This is a genomic window from Paenibacillus sp. JT22N7 (assembly GCF_059383875.1).
On record NZ_JBXENY010000002.1, the window covers coordinates 490,282 to 516,596 of the forward strand.

At 50.4% G+C, this 26,315-nt stretch carries 26 protein-coding genes, 1 pseudogene and 1 CRISPR repeat array; of the genes and pseudogenes, 19 read left to right on the forward strand and 8 right to left on the reverse strand.

Going from position 1 to position 26,315, the window contains the following annotated elements; genetic code table 11:
* Positions 1 to 288 precede the first annotated feature (288 nt).
* From AC50Y5_RS06805 to AC50Y5_RS06835, 7 genes and pseudogenes are all read left to right on the forward strand, one after another.
* The gene (locus AC50Y5_RS06805) at positions 289 to 846 is read left to right on the forward strand and encodes a GbsR/MarR family transcriptional regulator (RefSeq protein ID WP_056042783.1); all 558 of its coding nucleotides are present in this window, start codon (positions 289 to 291) and stop codon (positions 844 to 846) included.
* Positions 847 to 1,026: 180 nt separating this feature from the next.
* Positions 1,027 to 2,052, forward strand: a complete 1,026-nt coding sequence (locus AC50Y5_RS06810) for a histidine kinase (RefSeq protein WP_056042781.1) — start codon at positions 1,027 to 1,029, stop codon at positions 2,050 to 2,052.
* Position 2,053: 1 nt separating this feature from the next.
* Positions 2,054 to 3,178, forward strand: coding sequence for a BTAD domain-containing protein (locus AC50Y5_RS06815; RefSeq protein WP_056042778.1), 1,125 nt, complete (start codon positions 2,054 to 2,056; stop codon positions 3,176 to 3,178).
* A gap of 234 nt (positions 3,179 to 3,412) precedes the next feature.
* Positions 3,413 to 3,526, forward strand: a pseudogene (locus AC50Y5_RS06820) (chemotaxis response regulator protein-glutamate methylesterase); the annotation flags it as partial.
* 124 nt (positions 3,527 to 3,650) lie between these two features.
* Positions 3,651 to 4,079, forward strand: coding sequence for a chemotaxis protein CheW (locus AC50Y5_RS06825; protein WP_056042776.1), 429 nt, complete (start codon positions 3,651 to 3,653; stop codon positions 4,077 to 4,079).
* A 72-nt stretch (positions 4,080 to 4,151) separates the two neighbouring features.
* Complete coding sequence (locus AC50Y5_RS06830) at positions 4,152 to 6,203, forward strand: chemotaxis protein CheA (RefSeq protein ID WP_056042774.1); 2,052 nt, start codon at positions 4,152 to 4,154, stop codon at positions 6,201 to 6,203.
* Between the two features lie 72 nt (positions 6,204 to 6,275).
* Positions 6,276 to 7,865, forward strand: coding sequence for a methyl-accepting chemotaxis protein (locus tag AC50Y5_RS06835; RefSeq protein WP_494859372.1), 1,590 nt, complete (start codon positions 6,276 to 6,278; stop codon positions 7,863 to 7,865).
* Between the two features lie 220 nt (positions 7,866 to 8,085).
* Positions 8,086 to 9,203: a CRISPR direct-repeat array (repeat unit 33 nt; unit sequence GTCGCACTCCGTACGGAGTGCGTGGATTGAAAC).
* A gap of 157 nt (positions 9,204 to 9,360) precedes the next feature.
* Here AC50Y5_RS06835 and AC50Y5_RS06840 read toward each other — a convergent pair.
* On the reverse strand, positions 9,361 to 10,050 hold the full coding sequence (locus tag AC50Y5_RS06840) for an AIM24 family protein (RefSeq protein WP_056042767.1): 690 nt from the start codon (positions 10,048 to 10,050) through the stop codon (positions 9,361 to 9,363).
* Positions 10,051 to 10,053: 3 nt separating this feature from the next.
* Entirely contained in the window at positions 10,054 to 10,527 is a 474-nt protein-coding gene (locus tag AC50Y5_RS06845; protein WP_056042766.1) for a hypothetical protein, read from the reverse strand.
* Positions 10,528 to 10,860: 333 nt separating this feature from the next.
* Here AC50Y5_RS06845 and AC50Y5_RS06850 point away from each other — a divergent pair, with 333 nt between their 5' ends.
* The 3 genes from AC50Y5_RS06850 (at position 10,861) to AC50Y5_RS06860 (ending at position 13,007) form a co-directional block, all read left to right on the forward strand.
* The gene (locus tag AC50Y5_RS06850; protein WP_056042764.1) at positions 10,861 to 11,553 is read left to right on the forward strand and encodes a FadR/GntR family transcriptional regulator; all 693 of its coding nucleotides are present in this window, start codon (positions 10,861 to 10,863) and stop codon (positions 11,551 to 11,553) included.
* Positions 11,550 to 12,758 carry a CynX/NimT family MFS transporter gene (locus tag AC50Y5_RS06855; RefSeq protein ID WP_494859376.1) on the forward strand — a complete coding sequence of 403 codons (1,209 nt, stop codon included), beginning with the start codon at positions 11,550 to 11,552 and terminating at the stop codon, positions 12,756 to 12,758. The genes AC50Y5_RS06850 and AC50Y5_RS06855 overlap by 4 nt, the downstream gene beginning before the upstream one ends.
* A 63-nt stretch (positions 12,759 to 12,821) precedes the next feature.
* Complete coding sequence (locus tag AC50Y5_RS06860; RefSeq protein WP_494859378.1) at positions 12,822 to 13,007, forward strand: hypothetical protein; 186 nt, start codon at positions 12,822 to 12,824, stop codon at positions 13,005 to 13,007.
* Positions 13,008 to 13,231: 224 nt separating this feature from the next.
* Here AC50Y5_RS06860 and AC50Y5_RS06865 read toward each other — a convergent pair whose 3' ends face one another.
* Complete coding sequence (locus tag AC50Y5_RS06865; RefSeq protein ID WP_056042759.1) at positions 13,232 to 14,620, reverse strand: sensor histidine kinase; 1,389 nt, start codon at positions 14,618 to 14,620, stop codon at positions 13,232 to 13,234.
* Positions 14,620 to 15,333, reverse strand: coding sequence for a response regulator transcription factor (locus AC50Y5_RS06870; protein ID WP_056042758.1), 714 nt, complete (start codon positions 15,331 to 15,333; stop codon positions 14,620 to 14,622). Before AC50Y5_RS06870 ends, AC50Y5_RS06865 begins: the two co-directional genes overlap by 1 nt.
* Positions 15,334 to 15,488: 155 nt before the next feature.
* Here AC50Y5_RS06870 and AC50Y5_RS06875 point away from each other — a divergent pair, with 155 nt between their 5' ends.
* The 5 genes from AC50Y5_RS06875 to AC50Y5_RS06895 all read left to right on the forward strand — a co-directional run bounded on the left by AC50Y5_RS06875 (position 15,489) and on the right by AC50Y5_RS06895 (position 19,327).
* Complete coding sequence (locus AC50Y5_RS06875; RefSeq protein WP_494859381.1) at positions 15,489 to 16,406, forward strand: ABC transporter ATP-binding protein; 918 nt, start codon at positions 15,489 to 15,491, stop codon at positions 16,404 to 16,406.
* On the forward strand, positions 16,403 to 17,161 hold the full coding sequence (locus AC50Y5_RS06880; protein ID WP_056042754.1) for an ABC transporter permease: 759 nt from the start codon (positions 16,403 to 16,405) through the stop codon (positions 17,159 to 17,161). The genes AC50Y5_RS06875 and AC50Y5_RS06880 overlap by 4 nt, the downstream gene beginning before the upstream one ends.
* A 9-nt stretch (positions 17,162 to 17,170) precedes the next feature.
* Positions 17,171 to 17,905 carry an ABC transporter permease gene (locus AC50Y5_RS06885; RefSeq protein WP_056043015.1) on the forward strand — a complete coding sequence of 245 codons (735 nt, stop codon included), beginning with the start codon at positions 17,171 to 17,173 and terminating at the stop codon, positions 17,903 to 17,905.
* Between the two features lie 169 nt (positions 17,906 to 18,074).
* Entirely contained in the window at positions 18,075 to 18,836 is a 762-nt protein-coding gene (locus AC50Y5_RS06890; protein WP_056043014.1) for an SDR family NAD(P)-dependent oxidoreductase, read from the forward strand.
* Between the two features lie 32 nt (positions 18,837 to 18,868).
* A complete protein-coding gene (locus tag AC50Y5_RS06895; RefSeq protein ID WP_494859384.1) occupies positions 18,869 to 19,327 on the forward strand; it encodes a RidA family protein in 459 nt (152 codons plus the stop codon).
* A 112-nt stretch (positions 19,328 to 19,439) separates the two neighbouring features.
* On the opposite strand, the gene AC50Y5_RS06900 is transcribed toward AC50Y5_RS06895, so the two are convergent.
* Positions 19,440 to 20,447, reverse strand: a complete 1,008-nt coding sequence (locus tag AC50Y5_RS06900) for an aldose 1-epimerase (RefSeq protein WP_494859390.1) — start codon at positions 20,445 to 20,447, stop codon at positions 19,440 to 19,442.
* Positions 20,448 to 20,639: 192 nt separating this feature from the next.
* Positions 20,640 to 20,978 (reverse strand): LytTR family transcriptional regulator DNA-binding domain-containing protein, encoded by a 339-nt coding sequence (locus AC50Y5_RS06905; RefSeq protein WP_327204957.1) that lies wholly within the window; start codon positions 20,976 to 20,978, stop codon positions 20,640 to 20,642.
* Between the two features lie 187 nt (positions 20,979 to 21,165).
* Between AC50Y5_RS06905 and AC50Y5_RS06910 the strand changes: the two genes are divergently transcribed.
* Both AC50Y5_RS06910 and AC50Y5_RS06915 read left to right on the forward strand, forming a co-directional pair.
* The gene (locus tag AC50Y5_RS06910) at positions 21,166 to 22,248 is read left to right on the forward strand and encodes a lactonase family protein (protein WP_494859395.1); all 1,083 of its coding nucleotides are present in this window, start codon (positions 21,166 to 21,168) and stop codon (positions 22,246 to 22,248) included.
* Between the two features lie 33 nt (positions 22,249 to 22,281).
* On the forward strand, positions 22,282 to 23,514 hold the full coding sequence (locus tag AC50Y5_RS06915; RefSeq protein WP_494859397.1) for an MFS transporter: 1,233 nt from the start codon (positions 22,282 to 22,284) through the stop codon (positions 23,512 to 23,514).
* A 92-nt stretch (positions 23,515 to 23,606) separates the two neighbouring features.
* On the opposite strand, the gene AC50Y5_RS06920 is transcribed toward AC50Y5_RS06915, so the two are convergent.
* Together AC50Y5_RS06920 and AC50Y5_RS06925 are read right to left on the reverse strand one after the other, a co-directional pair.
* The gene (locus AC50Y5_RS06920) at positions 23,607 to 24,428 is read right to left on the reverse strand and encodes a permease prefix domain 1-containing protein (protein ID WP_494859399.1); all 822 of its coding nucleotides are present in this window, start codon (positions 24,426 to 24,428) and stop codon (positions 23,607 to 23,609) included.
* Complete coding sequence (locus AC50Y5_RS06925; RefSeq protein WP_494859401.1) at positions 24,412 to 24,762, reverse strand: PadR family transcriptional regulator; 351 nt, start codon at positions 24,760 to 24,762, stop codon at positions 24,412 to 24,414. The genes AC50Y5_RS06920 and AC50Y5_RS06925 overlap by 17 nt, the downstream gene beginning before the upstream one ends.
* A 181-nt stretch (positions 24,763 to 24,943) precedes the next feature.
* On the opposite strand from AC50Y5_RS06925, the gene AC50Y5_RS06930 reads away from it, so the two are divergent.
* Both AC50Y5_RS06930 and AC50Y5_RS06935 read left to right on the forward strand, forming a co-directional pair.
* Positions 24,944 to 25,717 (forward strand): DUF2087 domain-containing protein, encoded by a 774-nt coding sequence (locus AC50Y5_RS06930; protein WP_235533325.1) that lies wholly within the window; start codon positions 24,944 to 24,946, stop codon positions 25,715 to 25,717.
* 67 nt (positions 25,718 to 25,784) lie between these two features.
* Complete coding sequence (locus AC50Y5_RS06935) at positions 25,785 to 26,201, forward strand: GIY-YIG nuclease family protein (protein WP_056042745.1); 417 nt, start codon at positions 25,785 to 25,787, stop codon at positions 26,199 to 26,201.
* Positions 26,202 to 26,315: the final 114 nt, after the last annotated feature.

The window sequence follows — 26,315 nt, forward strand, 5'->3', positions numbered from 1 at the left end:
CTCCACGATCCTTGGCACAGGAAGCGAGGTGTACGCTTTATCATAACGCTTCTTCACCAAGCTTCGAGTGTTCGTCTGCTTATAAGTGTAGTTGGATAACAATGTAATGGTCAAAAGGCGTGAGCCTCTGTATGCTTTGTACAGTTATAACTTTACAAACTTTTCGTACAGAATACTCCTGATAACTCCCTTTTTCATATCAACATGTTTCTTTACATTTCCCTAGACGTTTGATTACAATACATGTTGTAGGATGAATGGGACACGCCACTCCTCAGGAGGAACGACATGGATGAACTTGCAGCATTAACAGAAGAGCAGCAGCAGCAGTTGCTGAAGACGCGTCGGCGCGTCATTGAATCAATCGGCAAAAACATGGATCTATATGGCATAACGTTGTCCATCGGGCATTTATACGGCAATATGTATTTCAACCGCGAGCCTGTCACGCTGGACGAAATGAGTGCTACGATGGGAATGAGCAAAACGTCAATGAGCACCGGAATGCGGACGTTATACGATCTGAAAATGATCAATAAAGTATGGGGCAAAGGCTCACGCAAAGATTTGTATGAGGTGGTGCCGGATTGGCATGAAAACTTCACGGACTTCTTCTCTATTAAATGGAGGAAGGCTGCGGAGCAAAATGTGCTCGCCCTAACCCGTTCTCTTAAGGAAATTGAACAGCTTGAGAACAACACGGAGCAGTCCGAAGCCTTTCTGGATGTGCTAGCTAGCGACAGGCAGAAGCTTCAGGAAGCCCTTGCGTATTACAAATGGCTGGGACGCCTCATTGATGCTTTTGAATCAGGAGAAATTTACAAGCTGATTCCGAAGGAAGAGTAGACAGCAGAATTTCGCACAACATAGCATACGTATAAAAAACATAGGTTTCGTGCAAGGCCGGTTGAATACAACCGGTCTTTTCTGCGTCTCCCTGTGGGGTTTAGTGTAAAGAGAAGCCACTATAACCGATATAGTTACTAGACGTTTTTATCTACTATAATTTGGAATGGGGGATTTGCATTGCTTCATGCGCTTCTCGTTCATGACCACGTAATCGAAAGAGCGATTATTACGGATGTGTTCACAGAACAAAATATACAAGTCTCGGCTGAGAGCAGGCTGGAAGACGCTTTGCTCTGGTTCAAGCAGGGCGACGAGGCTGACTTATGTCTTATTGACGCTTCTCTGGCAGAGGATGCTGAAGCCGCGTGCCGCGCTATTCGTGAGGCAAGCGGCAGCAAGGAGCTATACATACTCCTACTGCTTGACATCAAGGCCAGGAGTCAGCTGGAACGGCTCTACACAGCTGGGATGAATGATTATTTATTGCGGCCCTTCGCCGCTGTAGAGCTTAAGCATAAGCTCTGCATGCTCATGCAGCTGAGAAAATCAGAGGCCGGGCTTGTAGAGACGGAGCTGGCGATGCTGCGTGCGAAGATTAAGCCGCATTTTTTGTTTAATGCAATCGGCACAATCATTTTCATCAGCAAGCGTAATGCCGAGGAAGCGAGGGGACTGCTTCGCAGCCTGAGTGAATTTTTGCGCAGCAGCTTTGATTTTGAGAATCAGGCGGAGGCAGTTTCATTCAAGGTCGAGCTTGCACTCGTCAGCGCCTATCTGGATTTGGAGAAGGCTAGATTTGGCAGCCGTCTGCAGGTGAATTACGAGCTCGGAGCGACGCAGTTTCACCTGCCACCCTTTGTCATTCAGACGCTGGTGGAAAATGCGATTCGCCATGGCATTACAGCCAAGCTCATTGGCGGCACGATTGAAATTATTACGCTCTCCGTTCCTGGGGGCATCCGCGTCATTATTAAGGACGATGGAGTCGGTATTCCGGAGGAGCAGCTTGAAAGCTTCATGCGCTTAAGGAAGCAGCCGCCAGGCAGGCGTTTGCCAAGCGGGCAACAGCTGCGGCAGGGAATTGGGCTTGCGAATACAAACGAGCGGCTGCTTCGCCATTTTGGAACGGGACTACATATTAGACGGCGCGAAAGCGGAGGCACGACCGTTACCTTTTTGATACCAGCACAGGGAGGGATTTGAAATGTTGAACGTCGCGGTGGTGGATGATGAGCACTGGGCGCTTGAGGAAATGAAGGAATATTTATCGAACTGTGAAGGAATCGGCTCCATTCAGCTTTATGATGATCCGCTGGAGGGGCTTGCGGCCATTAAGCGCGAGCCGCCGGATGTCGTGTTCATAGACATTTACATGCCGCAAATTTCTGGTCTTATGTTCGCGGAGGAAATGCTCGCTTATTGCCCAGGGACGGCTACCGTATTTGTCACGGCATTTGACAATCATGCGTTGCAGGCTTATGAGCTGAATGTGGAGGATTATATTTTGAAACCGGTAGCCCCGCAGCGGCTTCAGCGAACGGTGGAGCGTGTACGTCAACGCAGAATTGGGAGAAATAAATTGGCCGCCGAGGCGGTAAAGCAGAAAGACAGAGTCGACGTTCAATGCTTCGGCAAGCTGAACCTGTATGGGACAGCAGGTCCCGTCAAATGGAAGGTGCTGAAAACGAAGGAGCTGTTCGCGTATTTATGGACGAACCGGGAATGCCGCGTGGAGAATATTATGGATGATGTTTTTCCTGGAATGGAAGATACGAAGGCAAGGGCATACATTCACACCTGCGTGTATCAACTCCGTCAGCTGTTGAAGCGTAATGGGCTGGACGGGAGGGTTCGGATTAAATCGCTGCGGGAGAAGTATATTTTGACTGCCGAGCATATGTCCTCAGATATGCTTGAATTTCAACAGCTAGCGAAACGTGCGGTCGACATGGGCAGCCTATTTTTGCTCCGACAGGCGGTGAACTTATACAAGGAGGAAGTGCTGACTGACATTCAGAGCGTCTGGGTTTATCGGCTGCGCGAGCATTATAGGCTTATCGGAGGCCTGGTTGTGGAGCGGCTTGTCGAGGAGCTGCTGAATCAGGGAGATATTCTTGTAGCAACGGATTATGCGCTCGAATACTTAAACAAGGAGCCTTACGATGAGGGGGCCTTATGGCTCGTAGTCCGCTGCTATAAGAGAGGAGGCAATCGGGTGAAGGCCGACACCGTATTTAAGCAGTTTTGCAAGCGCAGTGCAGGGGAGCTTGGAGCTTGTCCGCATGCCGAGCTTGTAGACCGATATGAGTCGCTAATGCAATCAACCTGATAGGGGATAATAAGAAGCTGCCTTTTGTCTGAGACAAAGGTAGTTTTTTTGCGCTTTTGAGAAGATTATGAAAAGTTTCCTAAATTGATCAAGTTAACGCGTAATGCTAATTAAATTCGTTAAAATGCTACAAAAATCGACAAAAGATTCAGTTATGATTCAGAGATGTTTGTTATTGTGTAGGAAATAAGGCGCAGCAATCAGCAAAACGGGAGGACTGAAGATGTAAAATTTGGTGGAGAAGAGACCATTATGGCGCTTCAGTGCGGGGCGGTTGATTTTGTCGCCAAGCCGTCGGGAGAGCTGTCAGCCGATATATATAAAGTAAAGTCAGAATTGTGTAAAAAATAAAAAACGCAACCGGAGCGCCGATAGTTGATCGGGGAACCGTCGATTATGTGCTGCCCATTGAGCAGATTGGCAGAAAGCTGCTGGACGTTACCAAAGGCAGAATATGAAAGGGGGTGAAATCATGCAGGGGGTAGAGCAAATGCAGTATGTACAATTTGGCGTAGGGGAAGAAAGCTATGGCATACGTATAGCTGAAGTTCATGAAATTATACGTATGCAGGAAATTACCGAAATACCGAATTGCCAGTTTTATGTGATGGGTGTCATTAATTTACGCGGCAAAATTATTCCGGTTATTAGCCTGCGAGCGTTATTTTCACTGGATGAGGATGTGTATTCAAAAGCGACGCGAATCGTCGTTGTTCATCATCAGGAGGAGTCGATCGGCATTATTGTGGATCGGGTGTACAAGGTTACGTCGTTTCACGATATTCAGCCACCGCCGGAGCGGGTAGGCGGCATTAACGGTGCCTATTTTACAGGAATCGGTCTTACAGAGTCAGAATTGGTCGGCATATTAAAGATCGATGAGGTGCTGCTGCGCGATTAATGCTTCTTGCTTCACATGGCATACTTCAAGCAGCAAGGGAGCTCTTAAGTCAACGCTTACAAGGTGGTGCATATGTTCGATAACTCGGAATTTAGGCAAGTGTTTCTCGAAGAGCTTGAGGAACAAATTATGACGATGGAAGAAGAGATTTTATCTTTGGAAAAGCAAGGCTCTCATTCTGAGGGCATTCAGCGGCTTTTCCGGGCGGCACATACGATTAAAGGCTCTTCCGCGGCAATGGGCTATATGGAGCTCAAGCAGCTAACCCATGAATGGGAGCATCTGCTTGATATGCTGCGCAATGAAGAGCTTGAGATGACACGGGAATTAACGAATTTATTTTTTCAATGTCTCGACTTTATTAAAGATTTGCAAAACAGCATTATCCACGAGGAGCTGCTGCCGGACCCTTCGGCGGTCATCAAGGAATTGGGACGCTTCTCGAAAGCAAATACGGAATCAGTCGCGGCTGCAAAGGAATCAGCAGGCGAAGCTTTGCCGGAAGAGGCGGAGCAGTTGCTGCGAGAATATATACATAGCGGTCAAACCGTATATACAATTACCGTCAAGCTGACTGAGGACTGCATGATGAAGCTCGCTCGCATCAGCATTATTGATATTTCCTTGCGTGCGTTTGGCGAGGTGCTGTGGAATGAGCCCAATATGAAGCTGGTGCAGGATGATCAGGATATTCATGCGATACGGTGGCTGATTGCCACTCAAGAGGTGGAGCCAGATGCTCTTGAGCTGGCGGTAGCTGGGCTGATGGACGTGCAGAGCGTAAGGGTGGAGGCAGCGATGCCGTCCCAACCGGAGGCTGAGACAGCCGCAGTTTTGGAGCTGGAACAGGAGAACGTGGACATGCTGCCCGGTTTTGCCGTAAGCGTAGCGCAGGATGAAGCAGACAAGACGCAGCAGTCCAAAGCGTCAGTGAAACAGCAGACGATTCGCGTCAACGTGGAACGACTGGAAAATGTACTCGATTTGCTCGGAGAGCTAGTAATCGACCAAACCCGCTTGAAGCAGGCCATTCAAACACTGCATCAAGCATATGGGTATTCCGAGACGATGGATGACCTCGGCGAAATCAGCGATCATCTGTCCAGATTGATTGGCAGCCTGCAGGAAAACGTACTAAAAGTACGGATGCTGCCGATCGAGCAGCTGTTCAGCCGTTTCCCGCGCATGGTCCGTGATTTGGCGCAAACGCTGAATAAAAGCGTTGATCTGCAAATGGTCGGCGGCGATACAGAGCTTGACCGCACGCTTATTGAAGAGGTCGGCGATCCGATGATTCATTTGATCCGCAACGCGGTGGACCACGGTATTGAAATGCCGGAAGAGCGGGTTAAATGCGGCAAGCCTGAGCAGGGAACAGTTAGAATAAGCGCGGCGCATGAGGATAATCAGGTTGTTGTTGTCGTCGAGGATGATGGCGGCGGCATTGATACGAACAAGCTGCGTAAATCCGCTGTTGCCAAAGGTGTCATCACCGCAGAGGAGGCGGCACTGCTCGATGAGCATAAGGCGCTGCGCCTTATTTTTCACCCAGGCTTCTCAACGGCCTCCCAGCTTAGCGATGTATCGGGCAGAGGCGTGGGCATGGATATCGTGCGGACGGATATCGAGCGGCTTGGCGGAATTATTGATATTGATACGTCCGTCGGCGTTGGAACGAAGTTCACGATAAGGCTGCCGCTGACGCTTGCCATTACAACGGGCTTGCTCGTCAAGGCGAGCGACCAAACGTTTATTTTGCCAATGAGCGCCGTTGTGGAAATTATTCGAGTCGATACAAGCACGCTCAAAATGATAAAAGGCTCGCCGGTTATTAAAATCCGCAATCAGATCGTACCGTTCGTATGGCTGCATGAAATGTTCGGCTATACACGCACGGAGGGCAGACCCGACAAAATTCCGGTCGTAATGATCGGCAGAGCGGAGCAGCGGCTGGCTATTGCGGTCGATCAGCTGCTTGGCAATCAAGAGGTCGTTATTAAAACGCTTGGTTCCTATGTGGGCAAGGTGGACGGTATTTCAGGAGCAACGATTTTGGGCAACGGGCGAATTGCGTTGATTTTGGAAATTGGCGGCATTATGAAAAAAGCAAGCGGCATCAGCTAGAACGTCGTTTGCCAGATCTGCAAGAAAACAAACTAACAGCAAATATTAGATAGAATAGGGAGGGTATTTGATATGAATTGGTTCTACAACTTGAAAATCAGTGTCAAATTAATATCCGCATTTCTGATTGTTGCGATTATTTTAGGTGTCGTAGGTTTATTCGGTATTTATAATTTGAATAAAATGCATGCGTCGCAGGATGATATGTATTCCAATAATTTGATTCCTGTTAAAGAAGCTTATGAGGCACAGGTCAACTATACCAGTATGCGGGTTCAAATCCGAAGCCTGTATATGCATGATACGGAGCAGAAAATGCAGGCAGAGCTTGCTACAATTAGGGAAACGACAACACATGTCGAGCAGGCTGTTGAAAAATATAAAGCAACGAATATGAGCGATGATGCTAAAAGGATCATTGATAGCTTTGATACGGATTGGAAAGCTTATTTGGTCATTTACAACCGGGGTATTGAACTCAATAATTCCGGCGATGATGCCGCGTTTAAAAATTTGATCAGTAACGAATTAAAAACGCAGGGTGATATTGTTTTCAAGATTCTTGAGGATAGCATCGAGCTTTCGATTCGTGAAGCGGACGCAGCGAACCAGAAGGGGGCGGAAGCATATAATAGCGCTTTGTTGATTACAATTGTCATTGTGGTGCTGGCATTCCTGCTGAGCATTATTTTCGGAATCGTGTTGTCCCGGATGATTTCGAAGCCGCTCAGCCGTATCGTTGTTCTGGCGAGAAATGTGGCCGACGGCGATCTGCGTGAAAAGGTAGACATCCATACGAAGGACGAGGTCGGCAATCTTGCAAGCTCCTTCAACCATATGATTGACCGTTTGAACGGAACGGTTAGCGGTATTATTGAATCATCGCACAGCGTAGCTGCGGCTGCAGAGCAAATTTCGGCTGCTACAGAGGAAATTGCCGGCGGGAGCACAGCTCAAGCATCGGCGGCACAGACGATTCATGAGCTGTTCAGCGAGCTGACGATGGCCATTCAATCGGTCGCTCAAAGTACAGAGCAAGCATCAGAGCTATCGGATTCCACGATGAAAATTGCTAGAGAAGGCCGCACCATTATCGACAACTCGGTGAAAAGCATGAATGGCGTGCGCGAGCAAATGTCCCAGCTGGAGCAGGATTCCCATCAGGTTGGCGATATTATCGAGGTCATTGAGGATATCGCCGATCAAACGAACCTCCTTGCGCTGAATGCAGCCATTGAAGCAGCACGGGCAGGCGAACAAGGACGAGGCTTTGCTGTTGTAGCCGATGAGGTACGCAAGCTGGCGGAGCGAAGTGGCGAAGCGACGAAGAAAATCACGGTCATTATTCAAGGCATGCAGCAAAATACGAAGCGCAGCGTGAATGCAGTTGAGGAAAGCGCAACGCTGTCGGAGAAAACGGGAGAAGCATTCGAGCGTATTACGAAGATGGTCAACGATACAGGCCATCGCGTATCCGAAATTGCCGCAGCGAGCGAAGAGCAGGCGGCCCAAGCGACAAACGTGTTGACTACCGTTGAAAATGTTTCCGCTGCTGCCGAGGAGTCCGCAGCGAGCAGCGAAGAATCCGCAGCGACCGCGCAATCGCTGGCCCAGCTGGCGGATGATCTCCAGCATACGGTGTCGAGCTTTAAGACGGCGTAGTTGCATAAAGTTTTTTAGCAGCTGAGATTACATGCCCAGGTGCGAATGTGAAGCTCACATAAAAACCCTAGGGGATTCGCACCTCAGAAATTGTAGAAGCATGTCGATTTTGAGCTATTTCAAGAAAAGTCAAGATTTGATCTAGATTTTTCTAGTATTATATTTATTGAAAAAAGAGGTGATTGATGCCATGATGGGATCAATCACTTGTATTTTCGCTGTCGCACTCCGTACGGAGTGCGTGGATTGAAACAATATCTTCACCCCATTAAGTATGATACAATAGGGTCGCACTCCGTACGGAGTGCGTGGATTGAAACTTCGCCTCCTGGTAGTTCGCGGCCCGTTAGAAAATGTCGCACTCCGTACGGAGTGCGTGGATTGAAACCATTATATAACAATTCTTCGACAAATCCGTCCAACGTCGCACTCCGTACGGAGTGCGTGGATTGAAACCGTTAACACTTGTAAACAACGCGAACAAGTGTTAACGTCGCACTCCGTACGGAGTGCGTGGATTGAAACATTGATTGTTGCACGCGGAGAAATACTACTTACGGTCGCACTCCGTACGGAGTGCGTGGATTGAAACTTATTGTGATATAATATTATGAGTTGGTAATTTTTGTCGCACTCCGTACGGAGTGCGTGGATTGAAACCTCTTCGCACCTGTTGGAGGCGATGGAGCGATTGAGTCGCACTCCGTACGGAGTGCGTGGATTGAAACCATACCTTGACTGGTGCCAGCGGTATCAGGACTAAGTCGCACTCCGTACGGAGTGCGTGGATTGAAACCGTAATATCAGCCATTATTACCACTCGCATTAACGTCGCACTCCGTACGGAGTGCGTGGATTGAAACAGCGATGGTTCCCGGAATCTTACTTCCTGAATACGGTCGCACTCCGTACGGAGTGCGTGGATTGAAACCATGCTGCCTAACGCCATAAGCGTGGCCTGAAAAGCCGTCGCACTCCGTACGGAGTGCGTGGATTGAAACGTTGTATCATTCATTGGGTTTATCTATTACGCGAAGTCGCACTCCGTACGGAGTGCGTGGATTGAAACGCCCGCGATCCTGACGCACTTATCGATTTAGTAGAGTCGCACTCCGTACGGAGTGCGTGGATTGAAACGAAAAATTTGATTGGTCACTACCTGGAACGATTTTGTCGCACTCCGTACGGAGTGCGTGGATTGAAACTCGAGTCGCCCGAGCAATGGAAACAACGCTGCTCGTCGCACTCCGTATGGAGTGCGTGGATTGAAACTGTGCAGCCCATGGGAGATAGGTTGATGCAACTGTCGCACTCCGTACGGAGTGCGCAGATTAAAGTTGCAAAAAGTAAGACTATTTTTACTCTCAATCTGCTTCTACATATATCGCACTAAAACTAACGTTCTTATCTTTCTTGGAAAAGAACGCCCCAAATACAAAAAACACCCGAAACCGCTAGTACAGCGATTTCGGGTGTTTTTTGCAATGCCCTTTTACTATTTAATATACACGCTGCCGAACGGCAGCACTTCACGCAGCAATCGCTTGAAGAAGCCGTCGTTTTGCAGCGGATGCTCCAAATCTTTTCCATGCGAGCCCGTCTGAATAAGAACAGGGCCGCTGCCGGTTATTTTCCACTGGACGTTCATGTTCTGGCTCGCCAGCTGATTGCCATAGACGGCAAGCTGTATGCTCGCATTGGCGGGATAAGCGACGAGCGAGCTCGTATTTACAAAAAGCGGGCGCTCCTTGTCCAACTGGAGCACCGCAATGTCGCCGCTTGTGATGACGCCAAGCTCGCCGGGGCCGGAGAAGCGCATCCGCACCAGCTCGCGGGTGATCCACACATTTTTCATTTTTTGAATGACGCTTTTGAGCTGCATGCCGTCTGTGAAATAGAGCACGTGGCGGTAGTCGAACAGCAAATCGCTTTCCGGTCCAATGGGGATCGTCTCCAGCGAGCAGCCCGGCGGCAAGCCGATAATAAATTCGGAGGGGCCGCTCAGCAGGGCGCGCACCCATTTCTTTTTGCGATAGACGCCTGCCAAATTCATAAAACGATCCTCGCGCTGCTGCGGTGCGCCTTGGTAAGCAATAATCGCTCCCGGATGGAGCACATGGAGCTTGTCCGCTTCCTGAAGCGTCACCTTCACATGTCCAATCGGCGCGGGGGAGGTTGCTTTCATCCGCTACACTCCTCTGCCGACATGCTTCTGTTTGCGCCAAACGAGATAGCGCCAAACGCGAAGGGAAAGAATATAGGCGAAAATAATAATCATAATGATGATTGCTGTATTGATGAGCTTTTGCGTAAAGCTGGCTTGCTTCTGCTTGATTTGCTCCATTTCTTGTATAAGCGCGTTGTTCTGTTCCATTAGCTGCTCGTTGGTTTTGCGGAACTGCTCGTTCTGCTGCATGAGCTCCTCTTGCCTGGCTGCGTATTGCTCTGCACTTTGCAGCGATTCGGTGAGCTGCTCCTTCTGTGCATCAAGCTGCTGCTTGGCATCCATATATTGCTGCTCCAGCGCGTCGATTTTTTCGGGGGCGGAGAAAATGCCCTTTATGTTGCTCCACATGCCTGCTTCGGCAACCTGATGCGGAAATAACAGAAATAGCAAGGACATGAATAATAGAGTAGAAACAAGGAATGGCGCTTTTGGCAACGTTGATCCCTCCTCAGATATTGCGATAGCTTTAGTGTAGCTTCTTTTTTGCCCATTTGCTAGATTGGCTGGACAAGTTTATCGAAAGAACGATTTTTTTCGACAGCATCCATGCGGGCAGCAAAGCAATCTAAAGAGTTATACGACATTAAATGAGGATTGGTAACGATAGAAAATAATAGAATTACAATTTTACTAGGATGTTTATGCAAACTTCAATATATCGAAGCTTGGTTTTTTAGGGAAGGAGTTGTCTCCACGATATAAGTGTGTTAAAATACCAATTAACCAAACATCCTATGTTTGATAAATAGATGAAATGAGGACTGACGTATGCTTCAGAAAACAAATCGATTGACGCTGGTCGAGCAAGTCGCATTGCAAATGGAAAGACAGATCGAGTCCGGCAAGTGGGCGGTGGGGATGCGTATTCCGGCCGAGCCGGAGTTGATGGTCGAGTTGAATGTTAGCCGCAATACATTGAGGGAAGCCGTTCGGGCTTTGATCCACGCGGGACTCTTAAAGACGAAGCAAGGGGACGGAACGTACGTCAGCTCTTCGAGCGCGCTGGGAGTGGTGCTGCAAAAACGAATTATGCGCTCCGATACGCTGCAGACGTTGGAAGTCCGGCATGCACTCGAACGCGAGGGAGCCCATCTGGCTGCACAGCGTAGAACGGACGAAGAGGCGCGCGAGCTTCTTCTCCAACTGGAACGCTGGGAGGGGGCGGCAGCACGCGGTGACATGGATGCCATTGTTACGGAGGATATCCGTCTTCACCAAGGCATCATCGCGGCGTCTCATAATGAAATCTTGATTGAATTGTACAACCATATCGCGGACGCGTCACAAGATTCGATTACAAGCTTGACTCGTTATGAAGCCGATGGGGATTTCTTGGAGATGCACCGGCAATTGGTTCAAGCGATTGTCGATCAAGACGCCGATCGTGCCGTGGCAACGGTTCACCGTTATATTGCGGAATCGAAAGCAGTTCTTGAGGTCAAAGGAGGCGAGCGGCTATGAGCGTAACAAGCGATACGAAGTCAATGATGGCGAAGAAGTCTTTGTCGCTGGGTTGGCCGATCATCCTCGGCATCGTCCTGATCGCACTGACCATGCGGTCGCCGCTAACGTCGGTAGGCCCATTGGTCGGCTCGATTCGCGAATCCCTCGGACTGTCGAATGCTGCGGCAGGTCTGCTCACTACACTGCCGTTGCTTGCTTTCGCGCTGCTTTCACCGTTCGCACCCTTTCTGGCACGCCGCTTGGGGGCGGAGCGGACCCTGCTTTATGCGCTGGTTTTACTCATGGCGGGTATCGCGATCCGTTCGTTGACCGCAACCGCTTCGTTGTTTGTAGGCACTGCTTTGATTGGGCTGGCGATTGCGGTGTGCAACGTGCTCATTCCAAGTCTCGTCAAACGGAATTTTGCTCAGCAAGTCGGCCTCATGACCGGCGTGTACTCCGTGTCAATGAATTTATGCGGGGCAATCGCATCCGGTGTCAGTGTTCCGGTCGCCCGCGATCTCGGTTTCGGCTGGAATGGCGCGCTCGGCATTTGGGGCATACTCGTTCTGTTGGCCGCGCTGTTCTGGTTGCCTCAAGCCCGGGCGAGTCGGGCGGCTGTTGGGGCAGCGACGAGCGGTGCATCGAAGCGCGGAAGTCTGTGGCGTTCGCCACTGGCATGGATGGTTACGATTTTTATGGGGATGCAGTCTCTCTTGTTCTATGTGCTGATCGCTTGGATGCCTGAAATCATGTCAAGCCGGGGCTTGAATGAAGACAGCGGCGGCTTGCTGCTGTCGCTGTTTCAGATGGCCGCGCTGCCCGTAGCGTTCATTGTGCCGATCGTGGCGGGACGCATGAAGAACCAACGTTTGCTGGTCATCATCATGACGGTTCTGTTGTTTGTTTCATTGGGAGGTCTTTATTTCGGAGGAAATGCGTTCATTTCGTTGTGGACCGTTTTACTCGGAATTGGCGGAGGATGTGCGTTCAGCTTGGCCATGATCTTTTTAAGCTTGCGAACGAAAGATGCCTTCGATTCCGCTGCTCTTTCCGGCATGTCGCAATCGGTTGGCTATTTGCTGGCGGCAACCGGACCGATCTTGTTCGGTCTGCTTCATGATATTACGGCAAGCTGGAAGCCCCCGCTGTTGCTGCTGCTTGTCGTTAGCGCTCTGCTGCTCCTGTCCGGCCTCGGCGCCTCCAGAAATCGCACGGTATAAGGCACATGAAAGAAAAAACAGACCCAAACAAGTCCGTAAATGAATGAGTGGATGAATGGATGAATGGATGAATGGATGAAGAAAAATAGGCAGAGCAGCGTCAGCCATCTCCCAGGTCAGCCGGAATACCATTCGCAAAGGGTTGCGCAAACTGGAAGACTCTATACCCGGCTGAAGGTCAAAGTCATTCGCGAATTGCTGATTCGCGACAAGGGCTATACGAAGGAAGAACTGCCCTCGTTTGATTGAATGTGTCTACTATTTTTTTGAGTCTGCCTAAGCGGACAGGAAATCCGCTATTGCCCTCATTATCCCATCAAAATGGCGAAAAGCAGCGCATTAGCGGCTCCTGAGTCCGCATAAGGTGCCATAACCCATGATTTTGCTAAAATAGCTGCTGCTGTGTCCGCCAAGTCGATCCAAGTACAGGAAGCAGCTATTTTGCCTCTAGAGTATTCCTAGCACACAACAGCTTATCGCGTTTCCAAGCAAGGCAGCTCAAGCTCGGCGGTGAGTCCGGCTCCAGGCCCGTTAGTTAACGTCAGTCGCCCGTGATGGGCTTTGGCTATTCGGAAAGCCATTGGCAGCCCTAGACCATGTCCGGAAGGTCTGGCATATTTTCGATTTGCGGAAAAAGGCAGCTCCAGCACATCGGCCAGCTCTTCCGGCGGGATGCCTCGTCCATTGTCTAATACGATGAAGCGGCACGTATGCTTGTCGGCCGCAAGCTCTGCTCGCAGCCTGATGTCGCATCCCTGTGGATTATGGCGGATCGCATTGTGGACGAGATTGGTCATGGCCCGCAGCAGCAGACGCTCGTCCCCGTATATTTGGGCGGTTTCGTTTATGTCGTCCATTTCGAGCGTAAAGCTGGGCTCAAGCCCCGCATTAATCATATCGGATGCCATCTGGCGAGTCAGTGCGGCCAGCCGCAAAGCCTTTGGAGTGAGCGGCTGCATTTCATACTCCAGCATGGAAACGAGATTCAAGTCGCTTACTAAGGTGCGCAGCTTCTCTGCTTGATAACGAATAATACCCGCATGCTTTCGCTGCAACGGTGGAATTTCTTGATGCTCCTCCAGCTCGCTGGCATAGCCGAGCACCATGGAAAGCGGGGTGCGAATGTCATGGGAAATGCCAGCGATCCAGTTGGATCGCGCTTCATCCCTGCTTTTGAGCGAAGCATTTTTCTGATGCAGCAGCGATGAGGCATGGTTGACAGACTGGGCAAGGTCAGCGAGCATTCCCTTGGGCTCAAGCTGCACCTCCTGATCCGCGGCAAGCGCCTGTATGCCCTGCGTCAGCGGGCGGATGGAAAGCAGGAGCCGGGAACCGATCAGCAGGGCGACAATCAGCACCAGCACAAGGTTCCCTATGAGTAGGAGCAGGGCGCGCAGCGGCAAATTTTTGACCCAGTCGATCGGCAGTATATGCTGGTATTTGACAAGGCTGTCCTTCGGATAGCCAATCACAATAAGTCCGTCTGCATGCTCCCACACAAATACGGGATAATCCATCAAGTAGCTCATGGAAAGCTTGGCGACATCCGTCAAGCTATAATGTGCAGGGAGCTCTTCGGGCAAGCTGTGCCCCCATGTGACCTGCCCCGCCGAGCTAATTAACATCGCCCACACCTGCTGGTCATCCAGCCGTGCCGCCGTTTCGGCCTCAAGAACATACCCATTATTCGATGCCTTCAGCCCTTCAGCCGTATGCCGCACAACCGCGGCTGGCGAACTCCCCTCGACCGTCCCTGTACTAACCCAGATGAGCAGCAGCAAAAAGTTAAGCACGAGCAAAGAGAGCGAGATGAGCATCGTCGCCCCAATAAAACGCTTTAAAATACGAACGGTGCCTCCCATTACTCCTCCCCCTTGACTAGCAGCTTATACCCCAAGCCGCGAACGGTCAGCAGATGCTCAGGATTGGAGGGCAGCTCTTCTATTTTTTCACGAATGCGGCGAATATGAACCATTAAGGTATTTTCATACCCATAATAATCATCGCTCCATACTGCTTGGCAAAGAGCATCATTGGTCACAATGCGGTTCCGGTTTTCATAAAACTTGGTTAGCAGAACAAGCTCTTTAGCGGTTAAAGAAACGTCCTCGCTGGACGTCCGCACAACGCCGCTTTCCAAATCAATAACACGGGGCCCCAGTTGAAAAATAGGGCGCTGCTCCTGGCGGAACGGTGCATATACTCGCCGTAAAATCGCGCTCAAACGCAGCAGCAGCTCGCGCGGCAAAAAAGGCTTCACCATATAATCGTCGGCGCCCAGCCCAAGGCCGAGCAAACGATCCTCATCCTCTCCTCTGGCAGAGAGAAACAGCACAGGAACGCTTGAGAAGTGCCGCAGCGACTTGAGCAGAGAGAACCCGTCCCCGTCAGGCAGCATAATATCCAAAAGGACGAGGTCCGGCTTGGCCGACCTAATGGTACGCAGTGCCTCCGCGCAGGTAGCTGCCTGGAAAATGCGGGTAAAGCCTTCTTTACGTAAAAAACCTTCGACCATTTCCCTCAAATCGCTCTCATCATCGACGATGAGCAGCTTTTTATGTTTTAAGTCTTCCATATTGTTCATCACCCATTTTTAGTATACCTTGCTTTTGCTGGTTTTGGAGCGTGACGGGCCGCCATTGGCCCGATTTAAGGCTGGCGTAAGGTTAGCTTCAGTTTACAGCAAGGCGGCATCGTTATGCTTGATTGACAAAATCAAGATTGGAGTGAATGACGATGCAAGCGATTGTATCTACCCGCGGCCTGTCCAAACGATACGGCAGCAGCTATTCCGTCGAAAAGCTCGATTTATCGGTGGAAGAGGGAGAGATTTATGGCTTTCTTGGGCCGAACGGAGCCGGGAAATCGACGACATTAAAAATGATTCTTGGGCTCGCCCAGCCGACGGAGGGCAGCGTGACCGTATTCGGCAAGGAGCTGGCCAAGCACCGCCGTCTTATTTTAAGCCAAACGGGCTCTCTAATTGAATCGCCTTCCTACTACGGCCATCTGACGGGCCTAGAAAACATGCGCGTCGTCCAGCGGCTGCGGAATGTGCCAGGCAGCCATGTGCGGGAAGCGCTAAAAATTGTCCGGCTGGAGCAGCAGCAGCATAAAAAAGTATCGCAGTATTCCTTGGGCATGAAGCAGCGCTTAGGCATTGCGATGGCGCTGCTGGCTTCGCCTAAGCTGCTGGTGCTGGATGAGCCGACGAATGGGCTCGATCCGGCAGGTATCGGTGAAATCCGCGAGCTGATTAAATCTTTGCCGCAGCGCTTGGGAATGACGGTGTTAATATCCAGCCATCTATTGTCGGAAATCGAACAGATCGCCACCTCGGTAGGCATTATCCATCAAGGTAAAATGCTGTTCCAAGGCAAGCTGGATGAGCTGCGAAATGAAAGCCTGCCGACGATTGCCTTTAAGACGAGCCAAAATCCAATGGCGCATTCGCTGCTCGCTGCCCAAGGGTTTGCGCCGATTTTACAGGATGGCTTCCTGCGGCTGCGTCATCTGACAGATGCCCAGATAGCGCGAATTAATAGGGAGCTGCTTGCAGCAGATATTGACGTGCTGCGCATTGAAGAGCATAAAAAAAGCTTGGAGAGCCTGTTTCTCGAATTGACGGGGAAGGAGCGCAGCCTATGATTCGCTCGATTTGGCTGGAAGGCTACAAGCTGCGCCGAAGATACGTCGGGTTGACGGTACTGCTGATGATTGGGGTGGAAATGGGGTGGGCGTTTATGGCAACAAGCATGTCCATCGCCCGCAATCCTGATCAGGCCAGCTGGGAGCCGCTTATTGCGATGACGGCATCCTTGAACGGTCTGTTTGCCCCTATTCTCGCAGCGATCTGCGTATCGCGTATTTGTGATATAGAGCATAAAGGCAATACGTGGAAGCTGCTGCTTTCCATGTCTGTCAAGCGGGAGAGGTTATATGCTGCCAAATATGGCTGTGTGGCGCTTATTTTGCTGCTTGCCTGTTTTGTGCAAGTATTGGCGCTAATCGGCTTCGGCAAAATAAATGCTTTTGAAGAAGTGGTGCCTATTATACTGCTCGGACGCTTGCTTGCTGGAACGATGGCTGCCCACTTGGCTGTCATTGCCCTGCAGCAGTGGTTATCCATGGCGCTTAAAAATCAGGCCTTCGCGCTATGTCTCGGTATGCTTGGCGGGTTCATTGGCATGGCTGCTGATCTGTTTCCGAGTGCGATAAGGCCATTGTTCATTTGGTCGTATTATTCGGGACTTAGTCCGGTTGCCCAGAGCTATACGGATAATCAGCTTGAATTTATAGCACGTGATTTAGGGGCGGGGCTTCCGTTGCTGGGGCTGCTGCTATTCATGGGGTTGTTGATCTATGGAGCAGGCCGATGGCATATATCCAGGCAGGAGGTGTAGAGAATGTTTATGCTAAAAAGGGTAGTTCCCGCTGAATGGCTGAAGCTGCGCCATTCGCATCTATGGATCGTATTGATAGCGCTGCCGATCGTCAGTATTCTGATGGGCTGCGGTAATTTTTATATGAATCAGGGTGTCCTGCAAAATGGCTGGTATAGCTTATGGTCGCAAGTCGGGCTGTTTTATGGCGAGTTTTTCTTTCCGGTGCTGATCGCTATTTGTTGTGCCTATCTGTGCAGACTGGAGCATTCAGGTAAAAACTGGAACATGATGATGACAGCGCCGATTCCGGTTGCCAGCATTTTTTGGGCCAAGCTTTTTACAGCAAGCATGCTGACGGCTTTTGTACAAGTAGTGTTTGTCCTGCTGTATATAATAGGGGGCACGATGGTTGGATTAAGCCTCTCCGAATTGCCGGGAGAATTATTCGGCTGGCTGGTGCGGGGCTGGCTGGCTGCTGTTACGATCAGCAGCTTCCAATTGCTGCTGTCCATGCAGATACGCAGCTTTGCCGTCCCCGTAGGAATCGGGCTAGGGGCAACTTTTCTGGGACTGGGCATGTATGTAGCGAAGGCCGGGCTGTTTTTTCCGCATTCGCTGCTGACGATTGGAATGGGCGTGCTTAGCCCGGAGAGTTTGCCGCCTCTGCAGCAGCTAACGGTTGTGATTGTGAATTTGCTTTATACAGCTGCATTCAGCGCCGGTGCCATTTACCGAATGCGAACGGCTGACGTTTCGGCATAAAGCCCATTGCCAGCGGACCTATGAACAGCATTAGGCATCATTCGTCAAAATAAGCACAATATTGAAATTTTAAATATACGCATGGTACAAGGATATGGTAGCCTAGGAGGGAAGCGTTACCAATGATGAACGACGAATGATGAATGAACAAAGGAGCTGAACGTTTATGCTGCAACTCGACTTGACTGGAAAGACCGCGCTCGTAACCGGAGCAACTGGAGATTTGGGACGCGTAATGGTTAGAACGCTCGCAGATTGCGGGGCGGATATCGTCATTCATTATCGGAGCAATGAGGACAAGGCGCTGGAGCTGAAGCAGGAGGTTGAGGCCTTGGGCAGACGTGCGATTACGGTTCAGGCAGATATTACGAAGCAAGGCGATGTGGATAAACTTCAAGCGGAAGCAGCGGCAAGCCTTGGACATGTGGACATTGTCGTGGCAAATGCCGTCATTCAGTACCAATGGGAAAGCGTGCTGAAGCAGCCGGTGGAGGACTATGAAAGCCAGTTCGAATCCTGCGTCATGCAAAGCGTCTATTTGGCCAAAGCATTCGTTCCGGCAATGGTGGAGCGCGGCGGCGGCCGTTTTATCGGCATTAATACGGAATGCGCCATGCAAAATGCGCCCGGCCAATCGGCCTACGTAGCAGGCAAAAGAGGCATGGACGGCGTATACCGCGTGCTTGCCAAAGAGGTTGGCGAGAGCGGCATTACGGTCAATCAAGTGGCACCGGGCTGGACGATCAGCGATCGGGACCGTGCGACAGGCAGCGAGCGCAATGAAGGCTATGAGAAAAATGTGCCGCTGAAGCGGCGGGGAAGCGATCAGGAAATTGCCAACACAGTCGCATTTCTGGCCTCCGAGCTGTCCAGCTTCATTACGGGGGCGTATGTGCCGGTCAATGGCGGAAATGTTATGCCAGCCATCTAATTAAGCTACATAAATCGATAGGGGGAGTTCTCTTGTCCGAGTCTAGGATTAGCAAACGACTTGCTGAGCTTGGTATTGTGCTGCCAGCGGCGAGCGAGCCTGCGGCTAAATACGCTAACTTTGTAAATGTGAATGGACTGCTGTTTGTTTCGGGCAAAGGGCCTTCTGGAAACCCGAAAGGCAAGCTGGGCAAAGACTTCTCTACGGAGGAAGGCTATGAATTTGCCCGGCAGGCGGGGCTGGAGGTGCTTGCTGTGCTGCAGCAAGCAGTGGGCTCTCTCGATAAAGTAAAACGGGTCGTGAAAATTCAAGGCTTCGTCAATGCGACAGCTGAATTTGAAGAGCATCACAAGGTGCTGAATGGCTGCTCGGACTTAATGATGGATGTGTTCGGGGAAAAAGGAAGCCATGCCCGCTCCGTACTCGGAGCCGTTTCAGTAAGAAATAATCTCCCGATTATTGTGGATTCGATTTTTGAAGTAGAGGAGTAGGGGCTGCGCTAAAGCCCCTGTGCTGAAGATACCGCTGTTCCTTTCATGAAAAAAAGCCGGAGCACCCGCTCGTACGCGGGGCTTCGGCTTTTTCCTATATTATTGCTGCCTATTACTTGGCAGCTGGCTTCACATACAGGCGGCTCGTCTCTTCCCAGATGCCGTTTGGCTCCAGGCTGACCAGGCCGATTTCGTCTGCTGGCAAATCGACATTCGGTGCATTGACGAGGTTAAGCTGCGGCTCAGGGCAGAAGAACTGACCGGAGGCGTTGCTGTTCCACACCATCCACTGTTTATAGGCTGTTCCTGCATCATAGACCAAAGTCACTTGCTCGCGGGCATCTGTGAGCTCCATCTGATTGCGGCCATTGCGCGTCTCCACCGTATAGTGATTGTCCAGTGGCTCAAAGTAAGGGGAAGAGCCCGTCGTCTTCAGCTTCTCCTCGTCGCTGCTAAGCGGCAAAAACTGTCCGGTTGGCAGCATGCGCTCGTTCAGCTCCCAGCGTTTTCCGGCTGTCAGCGTGAAGCTGTAGTCTTCGGAAGAGCTTTGTGGGGCAAAAGGCGCATTGATGGCTGTATGGAAGCCGATTAGGCAAGGCATAGCGTCGTTCCCGCGGTTATGTACGGAAATATGCTGAAATAGTCCTTGATCACTCAATGAATAACGCAGCGTAATCGCAAAACGATGCGGCAAATACGTATAAATCGGATGCTGCTCATCCACTGCGATTTGAAGCAGCACGAAGCTTTCGGTTTTCAGTGTGCCGTAGTCCAGCACTTCCCATGCAGCCGTATGTACGAAGCCATGCAAATGGTTTCCTGTTCTTGGCTCATTGATTGGGAACGTATACGTCTTGCCGTTCATTGTGAACGTGCCATCTTGATAACGGTTCGGAGGGAACAGCACGGGAATGCCGTGAGTGCCGGGACTTGCTTTAAATGCGGCCATTTCACTCTCAGCTGGCTCATGCAAAAAATGATAGCCCTTCTCTACATCGCGGAACGCAATCAGGTTAGCCCCTACTGCGGGCAAAACCGCAGCCTCATAGGCGCCCCATTTTAGCCAAACGGCTGGTTCTCCATGAAATGCTTGCTCAAGCGCTTGTCCTTGCTTGCTCATAATAGCCTCCTTAAATTTGGCGAATATTTGGCGATTCATGCTCCAGATTAGAATAACAGGATCAATGTAAACACACAACCGCCGTATTCCGTTAGACACGGTATACGGCGGTTGTGTGTGAATGAACGGCGACTGCGTGCGCATATGGACGTCGTTTATTAGTGTGCTGTGCGGTATGTGCCTGTTAACCGATTACTGCGCTTGCCCTAAGAGCTGCTTGATGACGGTTTGCTTGCGTCTAGGGATAGGGACGTTCTTGGAGTCGGATGCATCGGTTCCGAAATAAGCAATGCCGTCCGTGATCGCCTTCACCTTGCGAATGTTAATGTAGCAATTGGAGCTCACTTGATAAAAGTGGCTGTCATCAATCAGCTTGCGAATCTGGTCCCCGGTCATTCTTTTCTTTATATTGTAGTTTCTGCCGTGGAAGCTGACGAGCTCGGGCATGCCGACCTTGAAAAAAAGGACGTCCGACTCAATTTCAAAATCCTCGTAAATGTTGCGTTCACCGTTCAATCCAGTATTCATCATTCCATAAGCCCCCTTCAAGAAATGAGAATGAAAACGGAAAATTGTTAGCGCTTACATTATATCATGGGCAGAAGACATTGGAAAGCGTTTTTTCGAAAACGGTTGTCTGCTTATTTTCATTGTGCTATGGTCACTATAAATATAAAAATTACGCTTACATAATGAGAGTACGAGAGGATGAATACGATTGAAAGCAAATAAGCTCGCAGGAATCGTCTATATCGGCTGCTATGGCAGTGCTTCGGAGCCGTGTATTTACGTAGCGAAACAGGATAGCGAATCCGGCTTGCTGAATGTGATTCAGCAGGTAACAGGCATTGAAAATGCATCATTTTTGAGCGTGAATGAAGCACGGGACCGGTTGTATGCGGTCAGTGAAACGGCGGAGGCGAACGGCGTGCCGGGCGGAGAGGTTGCTGCTTATGCGATTGACCCGGAAACCGGCAAGCTGAGCGAGTTGAACCGCCAGTCTACCCATGGCGAGCATCCTTGTTATGTCAGCTCGGATGGCCATTCGGTATTCGTAGCTAATTATACAGGGGGAAATGCAGCGGTGCTGCCGCTTGCAGAGGATGGTTCTTTGCAGCCGGCGGCAGCAGTTGTCGGCAGCAAGGGAGAGCTTGGGCCAAATGCGGGCCGTCAGGATGCGCCGCATGCCCATACGATTTTGCCGCTCGGCGGGCCATCGCCTTATGTTTACATAACGGATCTCGGCACGGATTCCATCCTTATTTACCGCCACAATCCACAGGCAGCAGAGCCGCTTCAGCTTGCGTCCTCCTACCAGCTGCATGCGGGAGCAGGGCCGCGGCATTTGGCGCTGCATGAGCAGCTGCCAATCGTCTATGTGATGAATGAGCTGGATTCGACGGTGTCGGTGCTGCGAAAGAATGGAGAGGATGCAGGCTCTTTGGAGCTGGTGCAGACTATTAGCGCGCTGCCTGAAGGGTTTAATGCTTACAACGATGCGGCGCATATTGCGCTGGCACCGTCGGGCAAGTTTTTGTACAGCTCCAATCGCGGCCATGATAGCATTGCGGTATTTGCAGTGAATGCGGCTGATGGCAGCCTAACGCTATTGCAGCATATTTCCTGCGGCGGGGAAGGCCCGCGCAATTTTGCACTTGCCCCTGATGGCAGCAGGCTGCTCGTGGCGAACCAGAAGACCAATCACCTTTTGAGCTATCAGGTTGATGCAGGCAGCGGTATGCTGACGTCTGAGGGCGAGCTTTTACAAGTTTCGAGTCCTGTGTTCGTCTGGATTGGTTAAACACAGCACAATCAGTGAGAGAAGGCGGGCGGCATGTCCAATGTAGATACATTAAGCAAACCGATTAAAACGATGGATACGAAAAATAAAGCGTTATTTGGCATATTATTCGCCATTAGCGGCGTCCACCTGCTGAATGATTCGATGCAGTCGGTCGTCGCAGCCCTATTCCCGATTTTTGAACAATCGCTCGGTCTAACGTTCGGACAAATCGGCTGGATTACGTTTACGCTGTATATGACCTCATCCGTGCTGCAGCCGGTTATTGGCATTTTATCGGATAAAAAGCCTGCACCGTGGATGCTTATCGCCGGCATGTGCTGCAGTATGGCAGGGATGGCGGGACTCGCCTATGCGCCAAATTTCTGGACGCTATTGCTCGCTGTCGTGTTCGTTGGCTTTGGTTCAGCGGTATTCCACCCCGAGGGCTCGCGGGTTGTTTATTTTGCTGCGGGCGGCAGACGAGGTCTGGCGCAGTCGATCTATCAGGTCGGCGGTAATTTTGGACAAGCGCTAGCGCCGCTCATGACGATTTTTATATTCGTCCCGCTTGGGCAGCGAGGCGCCGTATGGGGGACGCTGCTGGCGCTGGCAGGCATTATCCTGCTGCTGCGCATCGTGCCTTGGTACGCAGCGGAGCTCGCAGCGAAAGGACTCGCCGATCGCAAGGCGAAACAGAGCGGCGCAGCAGCAAATGCGGATACACTCAGCACGAAAGCAGTAGCCATTGCGCTAGTGCTGCTGCTCGTGATGGTGTTTGCCCGCTCTTGGTATGCAGCTGGGCTCACAAGCTTTTACCAATTTTATTTGCAGCGGGATTATGGATTGTCGATTGGCGCCGCGCAGGTGCCGCTCTTTCTGTTTATGGCGGCGGGCGTCGCTGGAACGTTCCTCGGCGGCATGCTGTCCGACCGCTTCGGGCGCAAGCGGATGCTGCTGTTCTCGATTGCGGGAGCAGCACCGCTGACCGTCATTTTGCCGCATTTGCCGATTTTCTGGGTATATCCCGTCATTACGCTGTTGGGACTTATTCTTCAATCGAGCTTCTCGGTCAGCGTCGTCTATGCGCAGGAGCTAATGCCAGGCAAAGTCGGCATGGCATCCGGGCTGATTACCGGGCTCGCCTTCGGCATGGGCGGCTTGGGAGCAATCGTGCTTGGCACAGCAGCCGACCATTACAGCATTGCGCAGGTGATGTACGCCTCCAGCGTGCTGCCGCTGCTCGGCCTGTTCGGCATTTTGCTGCCGAAGGATCGGCGGAACTAAGCTGTATTTGAAAAAGTCTCCAAAACCGTGGATTAGAGCGGTTTTGGAGACTTTTTTAATGAATAATACAAAAGGGATGTAAGACTGCTGATTTAACTCGCAGCGTTCAACCGCGCTTTTCTCCTAATGAGGTGATAGGCGATGTAGCCGACTGCGTTAAATAAAGTAAAAACGATTATCCAACCGGTATTAAGCCTTCTATGATGGTAGGCGTTGATAATGGCCCAAATGGTGAAAAGCACAATGTAGGCAGTAAGTCCGCCAACAAGGACAGCATCGAACACTCCGGAGAAATGGCGGGATTTAATATGAATGAACCATTCCTGATTGCGCTGATAGTAATAATCCATCCATTCAAAAATAGGGATGGACGTATCGTACTGGTAATCAGGAATAACTCCTACTGTATTAAAGCTGGTGTATTCTCCGTAATCTCGTTCCACTTTATCAAGCTTGTACACTTTAATGCTGGCAATTTGTCCAGCGGATTGCGCCAGCTGCTTAATGTGCTCCTGCTGATCAGCGGTAATACTGGACTGAGTCCCTAGCAGGTCAGAAATACGATCGGCAATAGCGCGGTTCTCGTTGTTATTTCCGAGTTCATCTACCCAGATGATGAAAACGGTGAGAAGGCTGGCGATTAGGAAAAAAATCGCCGTGTACAGCACTCTTTTTGCGAAAATCCGCTGTGCCTGAAACAGCTGTCCAATAACCAATTGCAGCTCGGCTTCTCCTCCAAATCGCTCAATAGCCAGATGAACGGCCTCCTGCTCGGATTTGCCCTCCTGCTTTAACTCATGTACGGCCTCCATTAGATGGCTGCGCATTTCATCCTTCAGTTCTTTTATTTCCTTCTTATTCCCGGCCGCATGCTGATACAACCTGTTCACATACACTTCAATTTCCTTCAACATGGTCTCCCCCTTGCAAAAATGATTCCATCATATGCTTCAGAAACTCCCATTCGGAGCGTTTAACCAAATAACCCTCTACGCCTTCCGCCGTAAGCTTGTAATATTTGCGTCTGCCGCCAGGCCCTTGCTCATCGCCCCAATAGGATGTAATCCACTTATTTTTCTCCAGCCGCTTAAGCGATAAATACAAGGTGCCTTCCTTTAGATCAAATTGATTGCCGCTTTGGTCGCGCACATTTTTAGCTAATTCATAACCGTAGCGATCCCGGCTGTGCAGCAAGGACAATATGATCGTATCGATATGGCCCTTCAAAACTTCCTTGTTAATTTCCAAAACGTTCATCCCCCCTGAAATGAATATAAAATATAATACTATATAATGCAAGGTATTATAAAAAATAAAATATAGCGATATCATTTATGCTCTTTGAGCATTTAAAATGAATGTTGAAAATAACCAAACGAAATGTTATTATGTCTATAAAATAATAGTTTCCATATGGGTGGTGTTTGTTTTGTCGCAAAATGATTTGTTCTGGTCAGCAGAGCTTGCCGACCTAAAGAAAGGCTTTGTATTCGTTCAAGACGAAGGCCGATATAGCTGTCTCGTGTGTGGAGCAGCCTTTGAGGACGGAGAAGTGTTTCGAGTACCGGATAGTGATAAATGGTATGAAGCCCGCAAATATGCAGCATATCATGTTCAGCATAGCCATGGCTCGATGCTCGACTACTTGCTCGGTCTGGATAAGAAGGCGAGCGGGCTGACCGATTTGCAAAAGCAGCTCATCCGGCAGTTTGCCTCGGGCATGTCCGATGCGGAAATCGTCAAAAGCTCGGGAGGCGGCAGCGCATCGACGATTCGCAATCATCGGTTTGTGCTGAAGGAGAAAGCGAAGCAGGCGAAGCTGCTGCTTGCTGCTATTGAGCTGATGGAGAGTGGAGTGTCCGCAGATACGCCGCGTTTTATGCCGATCCACCGCACAGCGACGCAGGTTGATGAACGGTATGCAATTACCGAGGATGAGTACGAGTTGATCATGAAGCAATATTTTCCACAGGGGCCGGATGGTCCGCTTGCTTCTTTTCCACGGAAGGAGAAGCGCAAGGTGGCGATTTTGCGCCATATTTCAGCTGATTTTGAAGCATCGCGCAAGTACACGGAGAAGGAAATAAATGAGCAGCTCAAACGCTACTGGGAAGCGGACTATGTGACGCTGCGCCGCTATTTGATCGAATATGGCTTTCTTGACCGCACGGATGATTGCAGCGAATATTGGGTTAAGAACTGACTGAGGCAAGGCAGCTTTATGGATGGGGACGAATAGGACGAAGAGACAAATTTGAGGAGGAGCAGCGATGAATAAAGAAGAGCGCAAGCAGCTGACGGCACAGTATATGGAGCAGGAACGGGTGATGGGCGTCTATCAAATTACGAATACGCAAAACGGACGCAAGTTTATTGGCTCGACCTCCAATATGGATGGGGCATTAAATCGGGTGCGGTTTGAGCTGGACTTTGGCACGCACAAAAATGATGAGCTGCAAATGGACTGGAATGAGCAGGGAGCGGCGCAGTTCGAATTTGATATTTTGGAGAAAATGAAGCTTGAAGAGAAGGTGCTGTACGATTATAAGGATGTGTTCCCAGCGGAGCAGGGAGGCACGTCAGCCGAGCAAATGCGCAAATATAAAAAAGCGGCTGAAGAGCTGGAACAGAAATGGCTGGAAAAGCTGCTGGCTGAAGGCGTCGATTGTTATAACGAGCCGGAATAGGCTAAGCGCGGCAGGCTAGGTAAGCGAGCATGAAGCAAGCTTATAAAGCGTTTCGAAAAAAGAGAGCAGGATCATTCGCCCGAAGGGGATGGATGGTCCTGATTTTGTATGCTG

Coding starts and splice junctions, on each gene's coding strand:
- AC50Y5_RS06850 (WP_056042764.1), top strand. CDS start 10,861: ATGCTTCAGAAAACAAATCGATTGACGCTGGTCGAGCAAGTCGCATTG.
- AC50Y5_RS06885 (WP_056043015.1), top strand. CDS start 17,171: ATGCTAAAAAGGGTAGTTCCCGCTGAATGGCTGAAGCTGCGCCATTCG.
- AC50Y5_RS06915 (WP_494859397.1), top strand. CDS start 22,282: ATGTCCAATGTAGATACATTAAGCAAACCGATTAAAACGATGGATACG.
- AC50Y5_RS06870 (WP_056042758.1), bottom strand. CDS start 15,333: ATGGAAGACTTAAAACATAAAAAGCTGCTCATCGTCGATGATGAGAGC.
- AC50Y5_RS06875 (WP_494859381.1), top strand. CDS start 15,489: ATGACGATGCAAGCGATTGTATCTACCCGCGGCCTGTCCAAACGATAC.
- AC50Y5_RS06830 (WP_056042774.1), top strand. CDS start 4,152: ATGTTCGATAACTCGGAATTTAGGCAAGTGTTTCTCGAAGAGCTTGAG.
- AC50Y5_RS06825 (WP_056042776.1), top strand. CDS start 3,651: ATGCAGGGGGTAGAGCAAATGCAGTATGTACAATTTGGCGTAGGGGAA.
- AC50Y5_RS06855 (WP_494859376.1), top strand. CDS start 11,550: ATGAGCGTAACAAGCGATACGAAGTCAATGATGGCGAAGAAGTCTTTG.
- AC50Y5_RS06920 (WP_494859399.1), bottom strand. CDS start 24,428: ATGTTGAAGGAAATTGAAGTGTATGTGAACAGGTTGTATCAGCATGCG.
- AC50Y5_RS06935 (WP_056042745.1), top strand. CDS start 25,785: ATGAATAAAGAAGAGCGCAAGCAGCTGACGGCACAGTATATGGAGCAG.
- AC50Y5_RS06840 (WP_056042767.1), bottom strand. CDS start 10,050: ATGAAAGCAACCTCCCCCGCGCCGATTGGACATGTGAAGGTGACGCTT.
- AC50Y5_RS06835 (WP_494859372.1), top strand. CDS start 6,276: ATGAATTGGTTCTACAACTTGAAAATCAGTGTCAAATTAATATCCGCA.
- AC50Y5_RS06815 (WP_056042778.1), top strand. CDS start 2,054: ATGTTGAACGTCGCGGTGGTGGATGATGAGCACTGGGCGCTTGAGGAA.
- AC50Y5_RS06865 (WP_056042759.1), bottom strand. CDS start 14,620: ATGGGAGGCACCGTTCGTATTTTAAAGCGTTTTATTGGGGCGACGATG.
- AC50Y5_RS06905 (WP_327204957.1), bottom strand. CDS start 20,978: ATGATGAATACTGGATTGAACGGTGAACGCAACATTTACGAGGATTTT.
- AC50Y5_RS06900 (WP_494859390.1), bottom strand. CDS start 20,447: ATGAGCAAGCAAGGACAAGCGCTTGAGCAAGCATTTCATGGAGAACCA.
- AC50Y5_RS06805 (WP_056042783.1), top strand. CDS start 289: ATGGATGAACTTGCAGCATTAACAGAAGAGCAGCAGCAGCAGTTGCTG.
- AC50Y5_RS06860 (WP_494859378.1), top strand. CDS start 12,822: ATGGATGAATGGATGAAGAAAAATAGGCAGAGCAGCGTCAGCCATCTC.
- AC50Y5_RS06880 (WP_056042754.1), top strand. CDS start 16,403: ATGATTCGCTCGATTTGGCTGGAAGGCTACAAGCTGCGCCGAAGATAC.